Raw genomic sequence first — 23,762 nt, forward strand, 5'->3', positions numbered from 1 at the left:
TTTTTTTAAAACTTTCAACCTTGCAGTCTAATTATTTATAATTTCTAACAGTTGGTTTTTCAAACTCAAAAACCAAATTTTCTTTGTGAAGGAAAAAGTCGCCATCCTTATATTCCCACGCTGAAACGTAGGCAAACTCCTCATCATTTCTTAATGCTTCTCCCTCTTCCGTTTGATATTCTTCCCGAAAATGAGCACCGCAGGATTCATTGCGTTGTAAGGCATCCACACACATCAACTCTGCCAATTCTATAAAATCTGCCAAGCGCAACGCTTTTTCCAGTTCGGGGTTCAGCTCATTTTGGTTTCCGGTAACTTTTACGTCGCTCCAATACTGTTCTTTTATCGTTTTGATTTCAACAATGGCTTTTTCCAAGCCATTTCTATTTCGGCTCATGGCACATTCTTGCCACATTACTTTTCCTAATTCACGATGGAAATCATCGACTGTTCGGGTTCCATTGATATTTAATATTTTTGTGATTTGTGCTTTAACTTCATTTTCAATTATTTTAAATTCAGAATGATCAATCCCTGGACGTTTATTTTTTAGTTCTCCAGCCAAATAATTATTAATGGTATTAGGCAAGATAAAATATCCGTCGATGCTGGCTTGCAGTAATGAATTCGCCCCGAGTCGATTCGCCCCATGATCAGAATAATTACATTCGCCAATGGCATATAAACCTGGGATCGTGGTCATTAATTCATAGTCAACCCATAGGCCACCCATAGAAAAGTGTGCAGCGGGAGAGATTTTCATTGGTTCATCGTATGCATTGATACCTGTAATTTTTTTATACATTGAAAATAGATTTCCGTATCGGTCTTCAATGACCTCTTTTCCGAGCGTTTTGATGGCATGTTTAAAATCTAAATACACCGCATTTTTCAATGGTCCAACGCCATGTCCTGCATCGATTCTTTCTTTGGCCGCACGGGAGGAAATATCTCTTGGTGCCAGGTTTCCAAAACTCGGATACCGTCTTTCCAAATAATAGTCGCGTTCTTCTTCAGGAATAGCTATGGGTTTTCGGTCATCATTTTTTTTCTTGGGCACCCAAATTCGGCCATCATTGCGTAAGGACTCAGACATTAAAGTCAATTTCGATTGTGCCTCGCTGGATTGTGGCAGAGCAGTGGGATGAATTTGTGTAAAACTGGGTGCTGCAAAATAAGCACCACGCTTATGTGCTTTCCAGATGGCACTTCCGTTGCAACCAATCGCAAGTGTTGATAATCTAAAGACGCGCGAATATCCACCAGTTGCAAGTACAACCGCATCAGCGGCGAAGCGTCTAATTTCGCCAGTTTGTAAATCTCGTACCACAACACCTTTTGCTTTACCCTCTATTACTACAATATCTAGAATTTCATGATGAGGTAGCATTTCAACTTTTTTTGCCCTGATCATTTTGGATAACTGCGCATAAGCCGCGATTAATAATTGTTGGCCGGTTTGTCCTCTGGCGTAGAAAGTTCGTTGGACCTGTACGCCACCAAAACTTCGGTTAACCAAAACGCCACCATATTCTCTGGCAAAGGGAACACCTTGCTGAACAAAATGATCGATTAATGGAGCCGACAGTTCAGCCAAACGATAGGTATTGGCTTCGCGAGATCTGAAATCTCCACCTTTTAGCGTGTCATAAAACATGCGATAAACACTGTCGCCATCGTGTTGGTAATTTTTTGCAGCGTTAATTCCACCTTGTGCAGCAACGGAATGGGCGCGCCTGGCAGAATCCTGATAGCAAAAACATTGAACCTCGTAGCCAAGTTCTGCTAAGGTTGCAGCCGCACCAGCGCCAGCTAATCCTGATCCTACGACGATTATATTTAATTTTTTTCGATTTGCTGGATTGATTAACTGAACTTTCGCCTGATAATTTTTCCATTTATCTTCTAACTTCCCTTCCGGAACTTTTGAATGTAATTTCATAGCTTTATATCATAAATTAGGTCGAAATAATACGCATCATCTCACCCCAAGCCGAGATTTAACCGTTCACGTATTATTAATCTTAAAGATAGGAAACAATTTTCGATAAGCTCTTTCAAAAGCTAATGATAAGTAGCATGAATGATTCTTATTTTCTTTGGAAGATGTTTTATTCTTTACTTATAAAAAAGTTGGAAGGTGCTGAAAAATAGTAGGTATTTTTTTATTGAGATACGACCAGTGTCTTCTAAGTTTATCAGCTAGTAATTACATTTGAAGATATGAAAAAGGTGGGCAAATATTCCCACCTTTTATTAGTTTATCAAAAATTGATATTTCTATGGTTGGGAGCCAATTTTTTCTCCCATTTTCACCGTCGTTTCAAAACCTTTGGAAGTATTCAAAAGTAGATCTTTATCAATTTCAATTTTACCTTTTTCAAATAATAAAACCACTGTGGAGCCTCCGAATTTAAAGTAGCCCTTCTCTTCACCTTTGATGGCTGAATTTCCTTTGAAAGTTTGGATCATACTTCCAACCATTGTTGCTCCCACTTCTGCCATTGTTACCTCACCAAAAATTGGATTTGAAATGAGGGCGTACTCACGCTTATTGAGCCAGAATATTTCCGCTTTTTTGCGCAATGCCAAAGGATTAACCGAGTAATAATCACCTTCAATTTTTTTATTTGGAGAGGTATTCCCGCTTACTGGAAAATGATACCGATGATAATCGGGTGGTGCGAGTCGAATAATGAGCAGTGACCCATTCTGATACTTTTTTGCAAGCTCTGGTTGATCCAAAAATGAGGTAACATCAAAGCGGTATCCTTTTATGAAAAAATCGGAATTAGAAATATTCGCGTAAGCTAAAATTTTACCATCGGCGGGTGAAACTGCAACGGTAGAATCCGGATCAATTGGTCGTACGCCTTTTTTTAATTTGCGGGTGAAAAAATCATTGAAGTTGTTGAATGTATGCTCTTGCGCAATACTCATGTCGATATTAAAGTCTTGAATAAAAGGTTCTATTTTTTCTGCTGATGAAGCGTTGTCCATCGCATTACCATAGATGGAAGAAACGATTTTTCTTTTTGCTAACGCCCATAAAGTAGCTTCACCCACAGGATTGTTGTAAAGCCAAACTAACCATTGCTCCCCAGCGACCTTTTCCGTTTTTAGTTGCCCATTGTCTCGATCGTAAAATTGAATAGGCTTTTGAGAGGGTAGCGGATAAAAGATTAGAGCAATTAACATAGCGACCAGTAATACGGTTATACGCCATCTTTTGCGTGATTTTTTTATATTCATTACTTCTTTTTCATTGAAAAGCAAATATAGCTTAAGTTCTCATATTTTTACGAATGATGACTTGTAAATAAATCATAAAAGTTCTGGTTTGTCACCATCTAATTCTTTAATTGAAAATAAAAATTACATACTCAAAATTTACATTTTTTTAAAAAAAACCGCTTATTTTTTTCTTGATCAACTCATGATCAGCAGAAACGCACCTCAGTGGGTGCGTTTTTAAATTATAATATTTTATAAAATATTTACTTCACGATTTTCATTTCGTTCAATAACCATTTTGCATCGGCATATTTATCAACAATGAAAAGAATATATTTGGTGTCTACCATGATATTTCTACTAAAACGTGGATCGAAATTAATATCGCTCATCGTTCCTTCCCATTGTCTATCGAAATTCAGACCGATTAAATTCCCATACGCATCCAGAGCTGGGCTTCCAGAATTGCCACCTGTTGTGTGGTTGGTTGCCGTAAAGTTTACAGGGACATCACCGGTTTTATCTTTGTAAATTCCGTAATCTTTGGTGTTGTATAGGTTGACAAGTTTTGCAGGCACATCAAATTCATAATCACCAGGCACGTATTTTTCCATCACGCCTTCCAGGTGTGTTTGATAGCCGTACGAAACAGCATCTCTTGGGTTTGAACCTTTAACCTGGCCATATGTTACACGAAGCGTCGAATTGGCATCTGGGAAAAATTTACGGTCTTTATCTGTTTCCATTTGTTGCGCCATAAATTTCTTTTGAAGCACATCAATTTGGTTTTGAAGTTCTGTATATTTTCCTTCTGTAGTCGTCATATACGAATTTTTCATCGCAGAAGCCCATTGCATGATAGGATCGCTTTTTAGTGTTTTTATTAACTCAGCTGGATTTTCAAATACTTTATCTATATCAGTGAGAACAGTTGCCCCATTATACATTCCTCTCCCCGTAATGACTGAAGCTTTAGACCAACCTTCTACCAGGTCGATGTTTCTATTCACCTCTTTCAGTTGATCGAAATTTGCAGGAAGAAATTGCGCCGGCGTTTTTTCTGCATAAAGTGCTAGCAATTGTGCGGTTACTTTTGCATCCAATTCACCGTTGTAATTTTGGTAAATTCCAGCTAATCTGTTTTTAAAAGCAGTTAATGTTTGATCATTAATTTTCCCCGCTTCATAACTTTGCATAAAATTCAAATACTGATTTGCCAATGACAAAGTTTCTGCATTTCTCACTACTTCTGAATAATAAGAACGGTTTAAAGAGTACGGAGATTGCTCATTATACAGATTATTCAATTGATCAATTGTTGGTTTGATCTGCGGATTTTTTGCAATTAAAGTTTGCTCATATTTTTTCTTTTTACCAACGGCATCAGATTTTTTTAAACCTTCAACTTCACCAATCCACTTTTTCCAGTAATTGGCTACCGATGCATATTTAGAAGCATATTTGATTCTGGTTTCAGCATCAGTACGCATTTTTTCATTTAATGTTTTCAATGCAACCTCTCGCACGCTAATCATTGCAGGATCAATTTCTGTCATTACTTTTTCAACAGCAATAGCAGGTAAATATTCGGTCGTTCTTCCAGGGAAGCCAAAGACGAACGTGAAATCATTTTCTTTTTTATCTTTAATGGAAACTGGCAAGAAATATTTCGGGGTGTAAGGAATATTGTCTTTTGAATATTCTGCAGGTTTATTGTTTTTATCCGCATAAATACGGAACATCGAAAAATCTCCCGTATGTCTCGGCCAAACCCAGTTATCAGTATCAGATCCGAATTTGCCGATGGAACTTGGTGGTGCGCCGACCAACCGAATATCTTTGTAGGTTTCGATGATGTAGGCGTAATATTTGTTGCCGTAATACACCGGTTTAATCACTACTTTTTGCCATGGCTCCAGCTTAAAACCAGCCTTTACCGTTTCCATATTTTTTGCGATAAGTGCTTCTGATGCTTTTGTATCTAAGCTTTGCGTTCCCGCCAAGATTGGGCCGGTAACTTCTTTAATATCTGCGATGAAATCTACCGTTACGCCAGGATTAGGTAATTCACCATTCAGGTCTTTAGCCCAAAAACCATCCGTTAAATAATCGTTTTGAACAGAAGAATGTTTCTGAATCTGACCGTAACCACAGTGATGATTGGTTAATAGTAAACCTTGTGGCGAAATGATTTCTGCCGTACAACCACCGTTGAATTGAACCACCGCGTCTTTTATACTCGGTTTTGAAGGATCGAAAATCTGTTTTGCAGAAATTTTCATTCCCAAATCTTTCATTTCCTTTTCATTGAGTTCTGTGGGAATCCACATTCCACCGTATTGTTGAGCAAATGCCATCACCGCTGGAAAAAGTATTGCAGACAGCAATATATTTTTTCTTGTCATTTTTAAAAATTTGCCTTAAAAATAAGAAAATTTTAATTGATGAAGCCGTGTTGTTTTAATTAAAGTGATGGCAGCCTTAAATTTCAGTGATTTCGTTTTTAACCAAAGCTGCTTTTTTGGCCAATTCTTTCGGATCTTCTTGTGTGTCATAATACAGCCATTCAATTGCGCGGGGGAATTCTTGCGACCAATAAAATTCCTGATGCTTTCCTTCGTGATTAATGCTGGTTTTGAATTCAAATTGCATCGAGGTAGCATCTTCCCAACCTTCCATGGTTTTCTCAAATAGCTGAATTCTTTCCGTCATTTCCGAACCTTCTTGTTCGCCACCGTAGAGATACACTTTGATGTCGTACGGGTTTTTAAAATTCATCTGAGGAAAATTATTCTCCGGATTGAGCCACAATGAGGGCGAGAAAATCAATAATTTAGAATACACTTCTGGATAAAGAAAACCACTGTAAATACTGATTAATCCACCCAATGAGCTCCCGCCAATTCCAGTGAATTCCCGTTCGGGTTTTGTACGGTAAACAGAGTCAACATAGGGCTTTAACGTGTCTGCCAAAAAGCGAACGTATTTTTTCCCTTCTGCATTTTCAGTGATCGAATTATAGTCTAAAACGTATTCTTTAATTCGGTCTTCACTGCCGTTTTCAATGGCGATGATGATTACATCGCCGCGACCATATTCTGCGAGAATCGACATTTTTTTATCGATTTCCCAATTGCCGAAAGTTGAACCCTCATTAAAAAGATTTTGGGCATCCTGCAAATAAAGAACAGGATATGTTTTGTTTGTTTGGTTATAATTGAAAGGCAAAAGTGCCCAAATTTTACGCGTCTTGTTGAGTTGCGGGATGAAGAATTTTTCAGAAATAATTTCAACAATGGGAAAGAATTCCTGCTTGAATGGACCCCAATTAATTCGCCAACGTTCCACTTCATCTGCAGTTTCTAATTTCTCTTTATCAATTTTTCGATTCGGGGTAATATTTCCAAATCGGTCGATTTCAACATTTCCCCAACCACCTCTTGTAAATTTATATTCAATAGCATCCGAAAGTTTTTCATCGGCAATGTCAATGAAATATTTATTGTCTGAAATCTTTACCAATTCAAATGCTAAATCTCTTGGATTCCATTTGTTGAAATTTCCTGTGATATAAACGGGCCTGTCATCGTTTTCCTTCGATTTTAACGTAAATTTCATGCAGCGGTTTCTATTTTTAAAAAGCTAAAAGTAGGAAATTTATTTAAATGGTTTGAGCTTAAATTTTCCGAGCTAGAATTTTTGTAGTAAGTTCATATTGATCAGCGTCAAACATTCCTCCATGAATCAAACATTTACAGGATATATTCCTCATTTTACCTTTATTTTAAATATATTTGATGGAGGAAATACAAAATGTAGATTTCGTATTTTTTGTTCAATTTATTCACTCGAAAATTCTATTGACATGGCAAATGTGCTTTCTCATTCTTTGTTTACCGACCATGATATTTATCTTTTTAAGGAAGGAAATCATTATCAACTCTATGAGAAGTTCGGCGCTCATTCCATGGTGCTCAATGGAGTAGAAGGCGTGTATTTTGCCGTTTGGGCACCTTTTGCCAAAGAAGTCTCTGTTATTGGGAATTTCAATCAATGGCATTCTGAAACCCACAAACTCTTACCAAGATGGGATGAGTCTGGAATTTGGGAAGGATTTATCGCTGGAATGAAATGGGGTGATGTGTACAAATACGGAATCCGAACCAATGCAGGAATTTTACTCGAAAAAGGAGATCCCTTTGCGTTGAGCTGGGAACAAAGTCTGCAAGCTGGCTCATTGGTTTCTACCACTTGGTTTGAGTGGAATGACAAAGAATGGATGTCTCAAAGAATCCATAAAAACACCATCAAAGCTCCCATTTCTGTCTACGAAATGCATTTAGGCTCGTGGATGCGCGGCCTTGATGATCCCGAACGATTCTTTAATTATAGAGAAATAGCAGAACGACTGGTGCCCTATATAAAAGAAATGGGTTTTACCCATGTGGAATTTATGCCGGTGATGGAGTATCCGTATGATCCAAGTTGGGGATACCAGGTAACTGGCTTTTTTGCAGCAACCTCTCGTTTTGGGTCACCCCAGGATTTAATGTTTTTAATTAATGAATTGCACACCAATGAAATCGGCGTTATTTTAGATTGGGTGCCGTCTCATTTTCCCGGCGATGCTAATGGTTTGCATTTTTTTGATGGAACCTATTTGTACGAACATGAAGATCCTCGAAAAGGTTTTCACCCAGAATGGAAATCCCATATTTTCAATTATGGCAGACCGGAAGTGAAATCATTTTTGATTAGTAATGCCCTGTTTTGGCTCGATCGATACCATGCCGATGGACTTCGCGTAGATGCCGTAACCTCAATGCTACATTTGGATTATGCCAGAAATGAAGGCGAATGGGAGTCCAATGTTGAGGGTGGAAATGTAAATTTAGAAGCCAAGAAATTTTTGCAGGATTTTAATAAGGCCGTTTATAAAAATTTTCCAGATACCATGACCATTGCTGAAGAAAGTTCAGACTTTCCGATGATTACCAAACCCGTTTACGACGGCGGAATCGGTTTCGGCATGAAATGGATGATGGGTTGGATGCACGATACGTTGAAATATTTTAAAGAAGATCCAATTCATCGAAAATACCATCATAACAAATTAACTTTCGGGTCGATGTACGTGTTTAATGAAAACTATATGATGCCCCTTTCCCATGACGAAGTCGTGCATGGAAAAGCCAGTATGATTTACAAAATGCCGGGTGACGAATGGCAGAAGTTTGCAAATCTTCGAGCGCTGTATTTGTACATGTTTACCCACCCAGGTGCAAAATTATTATTTATGGGCAATGAATTTGCACAAACACACGAGTGGGATTTTACCCAAAGTCTAGATTGGCATTTGCTCGAATATCCTGTTCATAAAGGAATGCAGGAATTCGTAAAAAAATTAAATCATTTATATCGAACCGAAACAGCCCTTTTTGAAAACAATTTTTCTCCCGACGGAATGGAATGGGTAGAAGCTAATGATATTAAAAATTCCATCTATATTTATCTCAGAAAAGGAAAAAGTGAAAAGGAGGTGTTAATGGTTGTTTTAAATTTAACACCCAATGTTTTTGATTATAAAATTGGTGTTGACGAAGGAACAAATTGGGAAGTAATTCTGAACTCAGACAATCATGAATTTGCTGGGAGTGGCGTTCAGGCAGAGATTATTGATGAAGAAGACGATGAATGGATGTACAAACCCAACGCAATTATTCTGAAATTACCCCCACTTGCTGGAGTGATTTTAAGGCAGAAAAAAAAGATAAAGAAAACAACTGTCATTAAAAAAACAACTGTTACAGAGAAATCAAATGCTGGAAAAACAATTGTAAGAAAGCCGAAAACCGCCAAAAAAAGTTCAGCAGTCAAAAAAAGTACGAAAAAGTAATATCCCATAAAATCAGAATTTTACCATGAAAATTTTCAACCTTTCGATCGAATGTTATCCTGTCGCTAAAGTGGGCGGACTTGCCGATGTGGTAGGAGCATTGCCCAAATATCTGAACAAAATTGAAGGCGTTGAAGCCAGTGTAATTATGCCTTGGTACAATAAACCATTTGTGCACGATCACAGCTTCGAATTGGTTTTTGATGGGTGGATTCATCAGCATGATCAAACATTTCAGGTGATGGTTATGAAAGAAAGATCGAAAATTTTGGGATTCGATTTGTATTTGGTAAAAATTCCCGGACTGCTAGATCGCGAAAATCCTTATGGTTATTGGGATGAAAGTCAACAGTTCTTAGCTTTTCAACATGGAGTTTTACATTGGTTGACCGCCATGAAGATTCGCCCGGATATTTTACACTGCCATGATTACCACACCGGTTTAGTTCCTTTTATGATCGAAAATTGTCCGGAGTTTAATTTTTTAAAAGGCGTAAAAACGATTGGAACTATTCATAATGGAGAATATCAAGGACAGATGAGATGGGAAATGGCCAAGTATTTCCCTTGGTTTTATGGCGAAAATTGGGGCTTACTCGATTGGAACGGTTACATCAATCCCTTAGCCACCATGATTAAATGCTGCCATGCATTCAACGCTGTTTCTGGGGGTTATATGGATGAGCTTTTTGAAAATTTCAGGGGCTTAGAAATATTAGTCCGACAAGAACATGCCAAAGCAAATGGTATTATTAATGGAATTGATACCGAAATCTGGGATCCAAAAATTGATCCTTTTCTCGACTTTAATTACGGAAAAGAAGATGCTGGCATTGGAAAATGGAACAATAAAAAAGAATTGTGTAGTACATATGGTCTAAATCCCGACTTGCCACTTTTTAGTTTTATCGGTAGGTTTGCTGGTGAAAAAGGAGCTGATTTCTTACCGGAGATCGTTGAAAAAAGCATACAAGAAACCCGTGGCTCGTTGAATATTATTATTCTTGGCTCAGGAGATAAAAATATTGAAAATCAGTTAAGTACGCTTTCTTCCAAGTACTCCAACTTTGCAGTTGATTTGGGATATAAAGAATATTTATCTCATCAAATCTATGCATCGTCTGATTTTTTGTTAATGCCGTCAAGAGTTGAACCTTGCGGATTAAATCAAATGTACGCCATGCGTTATGGTACGATTCCCATCGTGCGTTATACGGGTGGTTTGCGCGATACGGTAGAAGATATTTCCACCGGTGGAAGTGGCCTTAACTTTGGGGAAGCCAGTGCCAATGGAGCCGTTCATGCCGTTCACCGTGCTTTATCGATCTATCATGAAGAGGGTTTAATGGATCAATTGGTTCAGTCGAATATGAATTATGATTTTTCATGGGAGAAATCTGCACAGAAATATTGGGATTTATATAAAAAATAATACGATAAAACTTTTTATAAACTCCTTTATTGATGGCACTTTTATTGCAAAGAATCAGCCTACTTAAAATAAACCATGCTTACAATTTTTCAAAAAAAAACACTCCGTTTCATGGCGTTTCTATTGATGATTTCCCTTGTTGTTCAATGTGAAAAGGGAAAAGCGAGCAATCAAAAGGAGATTCAAATCAAAAAGAATGACTCTTTGGCTGTGGTCAAAAAAGACTCCTTAATTCAAGATTCTATAAAGCGAAATACCATAATCTATCAATCCTTTATTTTCCCTAAAAAAAAGAAAGATTCTGCCATGTCTGTTTTTAATAAAGAGTTTACCAAAGATGAGCAAGCGGTTATTTTAGCGTTAAACCGTTTGGATATGAAAAATAAGTGGCGCGCAGATACCTTGATGATTCCCGATAAAATGGATGCTAGTTTAATGTCTTATACGCCATTTCCAAGAGTTTTAGAAAAATTGAAAGCGGTTAAAAAAATTGTATTTTTCTCCTATCCAATTCAAGCGTATGCTTTATATGAAAATGGAAAGTTGATTAAATGGGGACCTACGAGTATGGGAAAAAAAACGGCTGAAACAAAACGGGGTCTCATGTTTGCAAACTGGAAAAAAGAACTGGCAATTTCCACCGTAGATAGCGATTGGAAACTTCCTTATAACTTCAATGTGCACAACACCTTGGGCATTGGCTGGCATCAATATGATTTGCCAGGATACCCAGCCTCACATTCTTGTTTAAGATTATCTTTAGATGATGCCAAATATCTTTATCAATGGGCAGATCAGTGGGTTTTAAATAAAGGCGGAGCAACTGTAAAAGCCAACGGAACGCCAGTGATTGTTTTCGGTGATTATCAGTGGGGCGGTAAAAAACCATGGAAAAATCTACATGCAGATTCAAAATCAAATGATATTTCTGTGGAAGAAATGAATGAAATTATTGAACCTTATCTTACGAAAATTTTAGAAGAACAAGCAAAAAGAGAAACCGTAAAAGCCACGCAAACGATTGCTCAATCGGCAGCTTGATAGGTTTCAAACTTTCGGATGGACTCTTCGGCAAACTCGCGAAGCTGCTGCATTTGCTTTCTGCCTTTCCATTTTCCAATTCTGGCTGCAGTGAAGGTGAGCGCCAAGCATACCAACATGGCCATTGAAAAAGTGAAAGCCCACGGAAAATCATTGCTCTTAATTTGTTTTTCTACATACCAAATGGTAATGGCCACCATCCACATGATCCCAAAAATAAAATTCAGAAACATGAAAAATGTCCAGACCGATGCCGAGGGTCCAAATATTCCTCGAACAACGGTTTTGTTTTGCTCAGAATCTGTTTCGGTACGCAAAGCCAGATTGGGCTTCCAGTAATTCTCCTCGGGAGTTTTTACAGTGATTTCTGAAACTTCATTGTTGATATTGCCAGTAAATTGGTCTTCCCGTTCTTTCAGAAAACTTTTTAAATAAATGGTGTATTCTTCGCGTGAAATTTCTGTGAAAATTTTAAATCTTGGTCGGGAACGTATATGGTCGATGACGGTTTCTTCAACTTTCATTTTTGGTAGGGAATAGGATCCTCTAAAGTAAGGATTATATTTAGAATCTGATCATTTCTTTCTATTTCTAAATAGATTTTTTTTCCATCGTCCTCCTTGAAATAATCATTGATTCTCTGCATGCTCATATCGCCCACCGTTTTTTTATTAATAGAAATAAGCTGATCGTTTTTCCGAATTCCCGCTACAAAACACGGCGAATCTTTTCTACATCCCGCCACTGTGAATTTTGGTTTGAGCACAAAATTATATCGAAACTTCTCAGGAGAATCAGAGATTGGTTTTCCTTCATCATTTCTACTATTTTTTTTAGTTTCAATCATCACCAGGTCTTTTTCCCAAGTCATTCCATCTTGTTGAATGTCGAGCCCGCTGCTGTTAAATTGAAAAGGATCATCGAAATGTTTATTCTTTTTCAAAAGAATTTTTTGGTCTGGATAATTAAAAATCACCGTAAATCGCCTTAGGATGTCGCTACCGATGGAACCTTTCCGATTGGGTACCAATTTTAAATTTTGAATAGAATACTCTTCAGGCATCGCTGTGAGAGGTTGTTGAAAAGCAAATTTTCCTAAGTATAATGCATGGATTCTGCTGCGCTTGCCAAAGATGTCGCCATTAAAACCACGTCCTAAATAATCATCAATGTTTGGGCGGTTGTATTGGAAGTTTTCAATCAGTTTAGGGAATAGCCAAACCGCATCACTATTGCCTAAATCGATCAGAAGTTTAGAAGGAGTTTTGATTGTAGTGATTTCTACATCGGCCATCATATAAGGTTTATTACCTTCTATGGTTATTGGGAATTTAGTAAATTTTTTCTGCTTTCTGTTGTAAATTTTCTCATTATTAAAAATGGTAATTTTTTGGGTACTGTAGTTAATTTCAATCGGGTGATCTTTAAAAAAATGATAACCGATAATTCCATTAACAGGGATGCCAACATGAGATGAAAAATTGATGCTTTCATCTAAAATAATAAATACCGTGTGATGATCATCTTTGTAGTCGTGACCGATATTGACGGTGTTGTTCTCTGATTTTAAACCCTCGATATCCAGGCTTTCGCCTAAGCCTGAAAATTTAATCTTTTCGACCTCATTAAAGTTAACTTCTTTTTGATCTAAACTAAAGAGAATCGTTTCATTTACCCCAGAATCCAGTAAAAAAGTTAAATCGGCACCATTGATATTTACAGGGACAAATACCAAGTTATTGATTAATTGAAAAGGAATAACCGTTTTCTTTGGATTTGTAATTTTGAATGCAGCTTCCTGTGAAAAAGCGCCTAGGAAAAAGAAGAGAAAAATTATTTTAAGAAATTTCATCCATTGAAGATACAAATTTCAATGGAAAGTAGCGTTTTTTTTATTTCGCTTTTAAATGCTTTAAGAAATAAAAAATCTTAAATTTGTTAGATGCTACACGAAGAAAAAAAAGAAAAATTCCGCCAATTGGTCGAGAATAAATTTCAAATTTACAACTCTCTTTTTATGAGTTTGCCCTATGATAAAATGTCGAATATCGGGATGTTATTGCCTTTTCTCTATGAGGAAAGTAAAGCAGGTTATGAGGCGGGGAAAAGTCCTGAGCAAATTGTAGAAGAGTTTTTCAGTAAACACACCGAGCTCAATACAGAAGAGCAGAAAACCGAATTGCTTTTTAAAATTATTCAGTATATCGAGCGACAGGTCGTACTTTATGACAGCATTGAAGATGCCGCTTTTCCGCAATTGCATTCGGAGAGTGATGCGGGCACCGTTTTCCAACTTCATGAGCGGGCCTTGCAAGAGCATCAGTTGGATGCAACCCGAAAGAAATTGAAGGATTTTGCGATTAAAGTCGTCTTTACCGCACACCCCACGCAGTTTTATCCCAACTCTGTTCAACGGATCTTGCACGATTTACGCACGGCGATTACGAACGATTCGATTACGGAAATCGATATGCTACTACAACAACTGGGAAAAACACCTTTCCTTAATAAAGAAAAACCATCACCACTGGATGAAGCGCTGAGTATTATATTTTATCTGCGTTACGTTTATTATGACACGATTGGTGAGCTTTACAAGAAAATAAAAAACTCTTTCGGGACCCAAAATTTCACACCGACCCAAAATTTGATTCAAATGGGCTTTTGGCCAGGTGGTGACCGAGATGGAAATCCGTTTGTGACTGCTGAAATCACCCAGCAAGTTGCTCAGGAACTTCATCTGTCGATTTTAAAATCCTACTATGCGCATTTGAAAAAACTGAGAAGAAGACTTAGTTTCCGCGGAGTTGCAAAAATTTTAGACCAGCTTAGCGACCATTTATACGACGCTATTTTTAAAGAAGAAGTTGATATTTCTAGCATAGAAATTTTAAATAAAGTAAAAGAAGCCCAGAAAATTCTGGTGGAACAGCACAACGGACTTTTTAAAAATCTTTTGGAAGATTTTAAAGATCGGGTGATGATTTTCGGTACGCATTTCGCCACTTTAGATATTCGTCAAGACAGCCGGATTCATCAACAAGTAATTGATGAAATTGTGCAAATAAAATCAAATTTAAATATTGAAACCAGTTCTGACCAAGAGAAATTAGATTGGCTTTTAAGTACGGATGTCATTCTTCAGCCCAATGATTTTCAAGGTATTACCAGAGATACTTTGCAAAATGTATGTAACATTAAAGATATTCAGCAGAAAAATGGAGAACGTGGAATGAACCGGTATATCATTTCAAATTCAGAAGCCACCAAAGATGTTTTAAATGTTTTTGCACTGTTCAGATTATGTGGTTATCCTGAAGCAGAAATTAATGTAGATATTGTACCTCTTTTTGAAACCATGGAAGGATTGGATCTTGCGCAAAATGTGATGAAAGACCTTTATGAATTACCCATTTATAAAAGACATTTAGACCGAAGAAAAGAGGCGCAAACCATAATGCTTGGCTTTTCAGATGGTACAAAAGATGGCGGTTATCTGAAGGCCAACTGGGAAATCTATGAAACGAAAGAACAGTTAACCAAGGTTTCCGATGATTTTGGAATTAAAGTGATTTTCTTTGATGGTCGAGGTGGCCCACCCGCAAGAGGTGGTGGTAAAACCCATGATTTCTATGCTTCCCAAGGAAAAACAATCGCCAATCATCAAATTGAATTAACGGTGCAGGGACAAACAATCACCAGTGTTTTCGGTAATAAAGATCAGGCAAAATATAATTTCGAACAATTGCTAACTGCTGGAATTGAAAACGACGTCTTTAAAAATGCTAAAAAAGATCTGACGGCTAATGAAAGAAAACTAATTGAAGAATTGGCGGAAATTAGTTATAAGAAATATTCGGATTTGAAAGCTCATGCGCGATTTGTACCTTATTTGCAAGAGATGAGTACGCTAGAATATTATGGTAAAACAAACATCGGCAGCCGTCCTACGAAGCGAGGTGCAGGTGGGGAACTGAAATTTGAAGATTTGCGTGCAATTCCATTTGTAGGCTCTTGGAGTCAGCTCAAGCAAAATGTTCCAGGATTCTTCGGCTTTGGTTTTGCGCTGCAAGATTTAAAAAATCAGGGTCGATTTGATGAGGTTAGGAGCATGTACAAAGGATCTGATTTCTTTAAAACACTTGTTCATAACTCAATGATGAGCATGAATAAATCATATTTTCCCTTAACTTCTTATATGAAAAACAACGAAAGGTTTGGCGAATTTTGGACCATCCTTTTTGATGAATATCAACTTTCAAAAGAATTGATGTTGGAGCTTACGGGTTTTCAAGAATTAATGGAAGAGGAACCGCTGTCGAAAATGTCGGTGAAAATTAGAGAGAAGATCGTGTTGCCGCTGCTGAGTATTCAGCAATATGCTTTAATTAAAATTCAGAAAGAAGAAGGAAACCGTGATGCGTATGAAAAACTGGTTATGCGCTCGCTCTTTGGTAATATTAATGCGAGTCGAAACTCAGCCTAAATAAAAAGACCTTCTGAAAATGAAGGTCTTTTTTATAAAGAAAGCTTAGGCGTGTACTATTCCTTAATCAATTTTTCAATGTATTGATTTTTATCAGTCTGTACTTTTACAAAATATACGCCGCTGGATAAGCGCTCAATATTATGCGTCGGTTCATTTTTCAAATACTGCATTTTTCTGCCTAAAGTATCATACAACTCCACTGAAATTATTTTTTCATCCGTCTTAATGGTAAATGTTTTGACCACAGGATTTGGATAAATTTGCAAGACTGATTTTTTTCCACTGCTTGCAGTTGCCAAGGTTGCGCTATTCCATGATTTTCCAAAATTTAAGATTCCGTATCCTTTTTGAGCATCGCTGCTCGGATATAGGGAAGCGTTTTCTCGCAGAAGATTGCTAATTTCATCCACCGTTTTTGTGGGCAAAGCTTCGATCAGGCAAGCTACACCACCGGCTGCTAGCGGCGTGGCAAAAGAGGTTCCGTTGCTGGTTGTTACGGAATTGTTGTAACCCATATAAGTTGAAGATCCTCTAGCGACTCCATCAGGTTTGATCTGTCCGACCGCATTTGGACCAAACGATGAAAATGAAGAACTGCTTCCCGTGGAAGTAACCCCACCTATGGTAAAAACTTTTTCGTTGTCGGCAGGAGTAATGATGTAATGCCAAGGTTTTTGCGCCTCATTTCCAGCGGCTGCCAAAACGAATATTCCTTTTTCGGTAGCGATTTGGGCGGTTCTTGCGATGAAAGAAGAAGTTCCCGTCATATCGCCATACACCATATTATAGCGCGGATCATCATAATCATAATAACCCAAGGAAGTTGTAATTAAATCAACTCCTTTTCGGTCGGCTTCTTCCGCAGCTTCTGTCCAGTAAAGTTGTTCTTCCGGGATTTCATTCACTGCATCTTCGGTCGCATATAAATAAAAATCTGCATCGGGTGCGGTACCTACAAAACTATTTTCTACATACGCGGCAATTGTGCCTAAACAATACGAACCATGGTTGTTTAAGGAGGTGTTATAAATGTCGGTACTTTTATTGATAAAGTTATAGCCGCCTTTTATTTGTCCGTTATCTCTGATTCTTGCGTACACAGAGCCCGTATTTACTCTCGGAAATCCCGTGTCGATCACTGCGATGGTAACCCCGGTTCCGGTAAATCCAGCGATGTGTAACGGACGTAGATTTACCTGATTGACTTGTGCCAGTCCTGAGCCATAATTAAAGGTTGTTTTGCCTAATGTATTATTAAATTCCTCGAATTTATTTACTTTTTTTATAGGTATTTTCCCACCGTCAGGGTGTTTTATAAACCGTTCTACCGCCTGAACGTATTGTTGCGATTCAAGAGTTGTGATTTGTGCTGGTGTTGCATTCACCGCGACGCCATTCATCCATTTAGAATAATCGTTAACAGTGAAACCTAGGTTGGTAATATTTTGAATATAAGTGGGTTCAATCGGAGCATCTTGATCATTCAAAGCGATGCCAAATTTTGTTCTTCGATCCAGTGATTTCTGAGTTAGTTCCGAAAGTGGATTCGCATAAAAAACGGCTTTATTCGGCTTGTCTTTAAAGAAAACAAAGACGAGCTCAGTCTGTGCATTTGTAAAAGCAAAGACCATCAGTATAAAAATGGAGAGGTGTTTTTTCATATTAATTAAATTTATGTTAGTAAATATAATGAAATGCAAAAAAATAGATTGAGTTTTTTTAGTTTTATTTTGTTTTTCTTATGAAATCGCTTCTTCTTTTGTCAGTTTGATGGATTTCTACACGATAGTACAGATTTATTTTTTAAAAAATCTCTTTTTCCTTATTTTTAAAATAAAGGTTTTCGTAGTTTTGATTATTAAATTAAAAAGCATCAATGAAAAATCCAGATTTAAATATCCAAATGATTGATTTTGATGAGTTTGCAAAAAAATTACAAACCAAAGGTGAAAGCAAAGAAACCTACCTGAAATTGCTCCAAACTTCAATTGATGAATTGCCCAACTTTGCGATTGGTCCCTATTTTTGGTTCATTCCAGACAATACCGATATATCTATTATTGATAGCAGCGACAATATCCATGAAATCACTTCCTACAAAAAAGACGAATGGAAAAAACATTATCCCAATTTTTTTGCAAAGATAATGCCTGCGGAAGATCATAATTATTTTATGGGTTGCACTACAATGATGCTCGATTTTTTGGAAAAAACGCCCATTAAAGAAAGAAAAAATTACAAATTCAGTATTTATTGTAGAATGGAAGATAAAAATAGAAAATTGAGATGGACCTTAATCCAATTTCCAAAAATCATTTTTAATGAAGAAGGACGCGGCGTTTCTGCAATTGTGATGGTCACAGATTTGGGAATTTTTGAAGTCATCAACAAACCAAGAATGACGATAATGAATATTTCTAATGTAAAACACCCTTATTTTTTGGCGATTTTGCATCAGAATAAAATTGAAAATTTAACGATTCCAAATATTACGAGAAGAGAAAGAGAAATTTTAACCTGCATTATTAACGGATTGAAAACACCTGAAATTGCAGAAAAATTATTTATTTCTTATCACACTGTAGAAAATCACAAGAGAAATCTTCGGGTAAAAACGGGGACTAAAACCGCCGCTGAATTGGTGAATTTTGTGTTGCAGAATCAGTTGATGTGATTTTCAATTAATAAATCTCCCATTCAAAATCAATATCAATTAAACCGTGGATAATGTTATCAATCTGTTTATCTGGGAATTGTTGCCAAGTTCCTGGTGTGAAATTGGTGGAAAGTAAGGTGAGATTATCATCACTCATCGGTAATTTTTTGAAAAAAAGTTCGTAATAATAGTAATTGGTCGCATTGAAAGAAATGGTGTACGTTCTTCCTTTTTCGACTTTAAAATTGAGGAGGTTTTTTTGGTAAAATTTATCGGAATCGGTTCGGTATTCAAAACTTGTGATTAACATTCTGTTGTTGGTGTCCCAAATAGAAACTCGTTTGTTGCCCAATTCTGGGTTTTTGATGTTGATTGATTTTATCACGCCATTTTTGTGCGCCACAAAAGTTAGCCCCAATTCCCAAGGTCCGGTTGTGGAATATTTCAATGGCAATCCTGTTCCATCAAGCGCATTTTCAAAATAATTTTCCGTAGAACTGTAAGAAATTCCTGGTCCAATTGCAGTGCATTGCACCAAAAGCAGCAAGGTGAGAATGAACCCTGCAATTTTCAGAAGTTTAAATTTAGTTTTCACTGCGTTTCTTATTTTTTCTTAATGGTGAAGCCCAACCAAATCCTGTGGGTATCATCAGAATTACCACCATTGATCCCTTCTGCTTCACCCTCTGTTGTTTTAACTATATTCGAATGACCATTGGTAATTACCGACACAGTCTCTTCTTTAGTAGGCAAATCTTCTAAGTAAAAAATGGTTGAAGTAGATGAACTCATTCTCAAAATATCATAGGAAGCAAAATCATTGTCTTTATGTGCAGTTTTAAGTTGAACTTCTACTCTTGCCACAATTCGCCTGTTTTTAACCATATTTTCCGAGACTCTGACTGATATCCGTTTGATATATTCATTATTGCTAATTCCAATTCTATCCTGGTAATAACTTTTAGACCTAAATGGCGCATTTCGTCCAATAACTTTTTCAAAAAAAGAATCTTGGTTAAGATCTGAAGGAATACTTTTACTCATATCTATCTGCCCATTTGCATCTAATTCATAGAATTTAATTCTGATACTTCCCCATGTACTTCTACAATCATTATTATCAATCGTATTTCTCCCGGCTTCTGCCACAGAAATTTGATCTAATGAAATTTCATAGGAAACGATATTATCTTTTTGAATATCATCTTTAGAAGAAATTTTCTTTTTCTTTAAATCAATAACTTTAGTTGTTACAACTTGTGAATAGTAAATTGATTGAGATAGCAAAAAGATAATTAATACAAGTAATTTTTTCATAGTTTAGATTTTAATATTTAAATTTTGCAATATTTATATTTTTAATCGGTCATTTCATTGCTGCACTTTATACTTGTAATGTTTACTTTTTCAAAGCGAATATCCTTTAAAACAAATGCTTTTAGTACTTTTATTGGTTTAGAATTTGCCAAAGTTACCGCCACAATTTCTTCGTTTGGATAAGGGTTTTTTCTTGTGCAACCTGAAATTCTAATATCTTGATTTTTCAAAATTTTCGATAGTTTCAAAACCTCGATGATTGCTTTTTCATTTTTATCCCTATCGATATTTTTTTCTAATAGTACGACTGCGGTATTTCCTTTTTTAAAAACTTCCAAAGCCGAAAAATACGGTGCATTTGTAAGAATTTCTCCCAAAACTTTTCCTTGTTGGTATTTGAAAGTTTTCAATTCTGGCAAATCTTTTTCAGTAATGAATTTTTCACCTATCAATGTAGAAAATTCTCCGGCAAATTTCCCTTGAGCAGAGAAAATTTGGTTAAAAAAAAGGAAAATGATAAAGATTGTTTTCATTAGGAATTTTTTAATTTTAAAAAAATAAGTTGCATTCTAAACTTCAATTTTAATAATTTCTTTATCGTCCATCTTTTAGGCGTTGTTCTTCTGCTTGCCTCTGATTTTTTCATCATCAATTCTTTTTTCGTCTTTCAAACGACGCTGTTCATCATCTGCTCTTTTTTTATCATCAATGCGCTTTTCTGCTTTTACTCTTTCCGCTTCTCGTCTTTCCTGTTGCACTCTTTCGCGTTCTGCACGTTGTCTTTCCCTGTTTCTGGCTCTTTCTGCCTGCAACCTTTCTCTTTCCTCTCGCTGGATTCGTTCTCTATTCGCTTTTTCTTCCCTGTTTGCTCGTCCTTCTTCGGCTCGTCGCGCATTTTCTCTTTCCCTATATTGTTTCACGCAATCCACATATCTTCTGGTATCTGCATTCACTTGCGCAGAAGTTTGTCCTGCAGAATATTTTGGTGGCGGACAAGCAGATTCTTGCGTAGTTTGTGCAAAAGATATTTGACTTGCAAAAAATAAGGTCGAGATTATTGTTAACTTTTTCATTTTAAGGTTTTTATTAAAATTATTCGCTTATCAAATGTCCATTGAGGTATAAATTGAACGTTTGACTTGTGGTATAATAGGCGGAATGTACCATTCTAAAAATCTTTGGAGCCACTATATAAAGATCAAATGAACCAGAACCTGATGCTTTCCAACTGGAATTGCTACTATTCATAGGTACAAAAGGCCCTGCACTTAATGATTCAGTGATACCCTCTCCAAAATAGACAACGTAATCCGGGTAATTGGCAGGATTTGTAGCAGTTGCTGCAGTAATATTCAGCGAATAATCAAAATGGTATAATCCTGTTTTATTAATGGTAAAAGTATTTACGCCCACAGATACGTTCGTCGTATTTAGATTATAGGGAATACTCAGAACATCTAGAACTCCACTTGATCCAAATTCCCTAAATCGGATTTTAAATCTGGTATTGTTATTAAACGCTCCATTTTTCCAAGCCATGGTTCCATCGCCATTACTGGTAAGAGTTTGCCCAATTAAGCCGGCTGTTCCATTTGGTTTAATTTCTTTGTTCATAGAAATTCCAGTATTGGTAAGGCGCATATTTTCTACATTATTTCTTTTGAACACCAAATCTTCATCATTGGTTGTTCCCAGAAATTCTCCGCTTCCTGCAACGTTTCCGGCTTTATCCCAACCATTGGCACTTTTTTCGGCGTAGAAGGCATAAGGAACATAAAAAAATTGGGAAGTATTGGCGATGGAATAAGAAGTTCCACCAGTTGGATCGGTTTCGGTTTTTAGAAAATACGAATCTGAACCCCAATCAATTGATAACAAATCGCCAGAAACCAAAGTTCCTTGTCCGATGACGAAAGTTGCCAAACCATTCGCATTCGTAGTTGGAGTATGCGTTTCCGAGAAAACAACGGGTCCAGTTGCAGAAGTTTTTAAAACACTTATTTTCACACCTATTGGTAAATTCGCGACCAAAGCATTGGTACTGTTTCGTACGACCGATTGGTAAGTCATTCCTGCATTGGATTGTGCAAAAACATTCAATGTAAAAGAAATTAAGGCAAAAATAATTGCCGATTTTTTTATTAAAGTTATCATGGTTATTAGTTTTTATTTTTTAATAATTTTAAATATTTTCGAAATTTTTCCATCATTGATGATTTGAAGCAAATAAGTAGAACTGGGGAAATCTTGAAGATTAATTTTCGTTTCCGCAGTTTTGATACTTTCCGTTTTCACCAATTTTCCAGATAAATCGTACAACCTGAACTGCATATTTTTAAAGGAAATTTTCTCTATTTTCAAATTTAAAATATCCGAAACTGGATTTGGATAAACCTGCATTTCCAACTGGATTTCAGAATTCTCTACACCCAAAGTAGCGGTAATCTCAAACGGTTGCTGCATTCCTTGGATGATGGAGCCACCAGTTCCAATTGCTTGTTGATAGGCAATTTGCCCGATGCTGTAACTTACACTTCCACTTGCTGAAACGGCATTTCCGCCGGAAGAAACTGGTTGTTGCTGACTAAAAATTTTCAGTGCAGAAAAGAGGAATATTAACAGAATTAATTTTTTCATCTCAATTATGGATTAGGGTTTTGTTTGATGAAATGCACCCGAAAATCTTTGTAAATTCCACCAGAAGCCAAAACGGTATTGTCTGGACTTCCTTCTGCGCGAAAGGGTCCAATGTTGAAGAAAGTTCCCAATTCTGCATAAGGAAGTCTGATGTATTCTTTTTTATTCATTTTCACGTTGGAAGAGAAATCTGACGCAGCATCACCAGATTTGTGTGCAGAATGCAAATCAATTTCAAATTCTACATAAATTCTATTTTCAAGAACTGCATTATAATTCACCAAAAACAAATCGCCAATATTTGCAGTTGCAGAAAATCTCACAGGAGTTGTAATTTCCGGAACAGGATTATTGCTGAAAACATAGTTCTGCAAAGGATTTCGTGAACTTAAATTTGGAACATTAAAAATGGTTGCTTCTTTATTCAAGGGTTCTTCTGGATTTTGAATTCTTTTATTAGTGATTTTCACCGGGCAATAAATAAACTCATTATTTGCCAGTTTTTCTAGCACTTTCACTTTTATAACTCCGAAAAATCTTTTGCAATCGTTGTTTTCAATATTGGTAGAAATTCCGCCAAAACCTAAAACAACTTCTCCTGCAGGAACTACTTTTATAGAAATAATTTTCATGTTGCCCAATCTTTGATAAAAATTAGCATTATCTCCCCAAAAAATTACGGGACTTCCAAATTCATCATTAAATGTAATGTAGGCAATGTGACCCGGTGAAACTTTCATCGAAACATATTTCGGATCTGCAAAAGGCATCACAAAATTGGGAACATTTTGCGCATATCTTGCCTCTCTTCCAGAAAAACCATTTTGCTCGTAAAATGCAATATAATCTTGGCGCGTAGTTGTGGGCAAATTCATTTTTATTAATGGGTCAATTTTGGGGTTCCTAATAATATTTGTAGTTGCTCCGGGTTTCAATTGTGCCATTGTAAATTGGGAGAATAAAAGTCCCAAAAACGCGAATAGTATTTTTTTCATCTTGTATAATTTTTGTGTTTAATTGAAATTTAAAATTACATTAGTTAATTATTTTTATTAAAGTT

The 23,762-nt window shown here is 36.6% G+C and carries 19 protein-coding genes; 5 read left to right on the forward strand and 14 right to left on the reverse strand.

Translation table 11 applies throughout. The features are described 5' to 3' along the window. Positions 1-31: 31 nt before the first annotated feature. From QWY78_RS04805 to QWY78_RS04820, 4 genes are all read right to left on the reverse strand, one after another. Positions 32-1,942, reverse strand: coding sequence for a fumarate reductase/succinate dehydrogenase flavoprotein subunit (locus QWY78_RS04805; protein WP_290217138.1), 1,911 nt, complete (start codon positions 1,940-1,942; stop codon positions 32-34). A 338-nt stretch (positions 1,943-2,280) separates the two neighbouring features. Then, positions 2,281-3,252, reverse strand: a complete 972-nt coding sequence (locus QWY78_RS04810) for a phosphatidylserine decarboxylase (protein WP_290217140.1) — start codon at positions 3,250-3,252, stop codon at positions 2,281-2,283. A 245-nt stretch (positions 3,253-3,497) separates the two neighbouring features. After that, complete coding sequence (locus QWY78_RS04815; RefSeq protein ID WP_290217142.1) at positions 3,498-5,639, reverse strand: S46 family peptidase; 2,142 nt, start codon at positions 5,637-5,639, stop codon at positions 3,498-3,500. 76 nt (positions 5,640-5,715) lie between these two features. Next, a complete protein-coding gene (locus QWY78_RS04820) occupies positions 5,716-6,852 on the reverse strand; it encodes an alpha/beta hydrolase-fold protein (RefSeq protein WP_290217144.1) in 1,137 nt (378 codons plus the stop codon). A gap of 247 nt (positions 6,853-7,099) precedes the next feature. Between QWY78_RS04820 and glgB the strand changes: the two genes are divergently transcribed. The 3 genes from glgB to QWY78_RS04835 all read left to right on the forward strand — a co-directional run bounded on the left by glgB (position 7,100) and on the right by QWY78_RS04835 (position 11,603). Continuing rightward, complete coding sequence (gene glgB / locus QWY78_RS04825; protein WP_290217338.1) at positions 7,100-9,130, forward strand: 1,4-alpha-glucan branching protein GlgB; 2,031 nt, start codon at positions 7,100-7,102, stop codon at positions 9,128-9,130. A gap of 25 nt (positions 9,131-9,155) precedes the next feature. Beyond that, positions 9,156-10,562: a glycogen synthase gene (locus QWY78_RS04830; RefSeq protein WP_290217146.1), complete on the forward strand. Its 1,407-nt coding sequence runs from the start codon at positions 9,156-9,158 to the stop codon at positions 10,560-10,562. Positions 10,563-10,637: 75 nt separating this feature from the next. Next, positions 10,638-11,603, forward strand: a complete 966-nt coding sequence (locus tag QWY78_RS04835) for a L,D-transpeptidase family protein (protein ID WP_290217148.1) — start codon at positions 10,638-10,640, stop codon at positions 11,601-11,603. Here QWY78_RS04835 and QWY78_RS04840 read toward each other — a convergent pair. Further along, entirely contained in the window at positions 11,588-12,127 is a 540-nt protein-coding gene (locus tag QWY78_RS04840; RefSeq protein ID WP_290217149.1) for a hypothetical protein, read from the reverse strand. The genes QWY78_RS04835 and QWY78_RS04840 overlap by 16 nt on opposite strands. After that, positions 12,124-13,455 (reverse strand): PDZ domain-containing protein, encoded by a 1,332-nt coding sequence (locus QWY78_RS04845; RefSeq protein WP_290217151.1) that lies wholly within the window; start codon positions 13,453-13,455, stop codon positions 12,124-12,126. The genes QWY78_RS04840 and QWY78_RS04845 overlap by 4 nt, the downstream gene beginning before the upstream one ends. A gap of 90 nt (positions 13,456-13,545) precedes the next feature. On the opposite strand from QWY78_RS04845, the gene QWY78_RS04850 reads away from it, so the two are divergent. After that, positions 13,546-16,089, forward strand: a complete 2,544-nt coding sequence (locus tag QWY78_RS04850; protein WP_290217153.1) for a phosphoenolpyruvate carboxylase — start codon at positions 13,546-13,548, stop codon at positions 16,087-16,089. A gap of 56 nt (positions 16,090-16,145) precedes the next feature. On the opposite strand, the gene QWY78_RS04855 is transcribed toward QWY78_RS04850, so the two are convergent. Further along, complete coding sequence (locus QWY78_RS04855; RefSeq protein WP_290217154.1) at positions 16,146-17,753, reverse strand: S8 family peptidase; 1,608 nt, start codon at positions 17,751-17,753, stop codon at positions 16,146-16,148. Between the two features lie 215 nt (positions 17,754-17,968). Between QWY78_RS04855 and QWY78_RS04860 the strand changes: the two genes are divergently transcribed. Next, positions 17,969-18,766, forward strand: coding sequence for a response regulator transcription factor (locus tag QWY78_RS04860; RefSeq protein ID WP_290217156.1), 798 nt, complete (start codon positions 17,969-17,971; stop codon positions 18,764-18,766). 7 nt (positions 18,767-18,773) lie between these two features. Here the strand turns inward: QWY78_RS04860 and QWY78_RS04865 are convergent, their stop codons facing one another. The 7 genes from QWY78_RS04865 to QWY78_RS04895 form a co-directional block, all read right to left on the reverse strand. Next, positions 18,774-19,343, reverse strand: coding sequence for a DUF4082 domain-containing protein (locus tag QWY78_RS04865; protein ID WP_290217158.1), 570 nt, complete (start codon positions 19,341-19,343; stop codon positions 18,774-18,776). Positions 19,344-19,351: 8 nt separating this feature from the next. Then, positions 19,352-20,065, reverse strand: coding sequence for a hypothetical protein (locus QWY78_RS04870; protein WP_290217160.1), 714 nt, complete (start codon positions 20,063-20,065; stop codon positions 19,352-19,354). A 41-nt stretch (positions 20,066-20,106) separates the two neighbouring features. Beyond that, the gene (locus tag QWY78_RS04875; RefSeq protein WP_290217162.1) at positions 20,107-20,598 is read right to left on the reverse strand and encodes a hypothetical protein; all 492 of its coding nucleotides are present in this window, start codon (positions 20,596-20,598) and stop codon (positions 20,107-20,109) included. 75 nt (positions 20,599-20,673) lie between these two features. After that, the gene (locus QWY78_RS04880; protein WP_290217163.1) at positions 20,674-21,138 is read right to left on the reverse strand and encodes a hypothetical protein; all 465 of its coding nucleotides are present in this window, start codon (positions 21,136-21,138) and stop codon (positions 20,674-20,676) included. A gap of 19 nt (positions 21,139-21,157) precedes the next feature. After that, entirely contained in the window at positions 21,158-22,219 is a 1,062-nt protein-coding gene (locus QWY78_RS04885; RefSeq protein ID WP_290217165.1) for a DUF8740 domain-containing protein, read from the reverse strand. Between the two features lie 12 nt (positions 22,220-22,231). Continuing rightward, positions 22,232-22,702 carry a T9SS type A sorting domain-containing protein gene (locus tag QWY78_RS04890; protein ID WP_290217167.1) on the reverse strand — a complete coding sequence of 157 codons (471 nt, stop codon included), beginning with the start codon at positions 22,700-22,702 and terminating at the stop codon, positions 22,232-22,234. Between the two features lie 5 nt (positions 22,703-22,707). Next, positions 22,708-23,697, reverse strand: coding sequence for a hypothetical protein (locus QWY78_RS04895; RefSeq protein WP_290217170.1), 990 nt, complete (start codon positions 23,695-23,697; stop codon positions 22,708-22,710). Positions 23,698-23,762: the final 65 nt, after the last annotated feature.

This window comes from Kaistella yonginensis, from assembly GCF_030409525.1.
Lineage (GTDB): Bacteria > Bacteroidota > Bacteroidia > Flavobacteriales > Weeksellaceae > Kaistella > Kaistella yonginensis.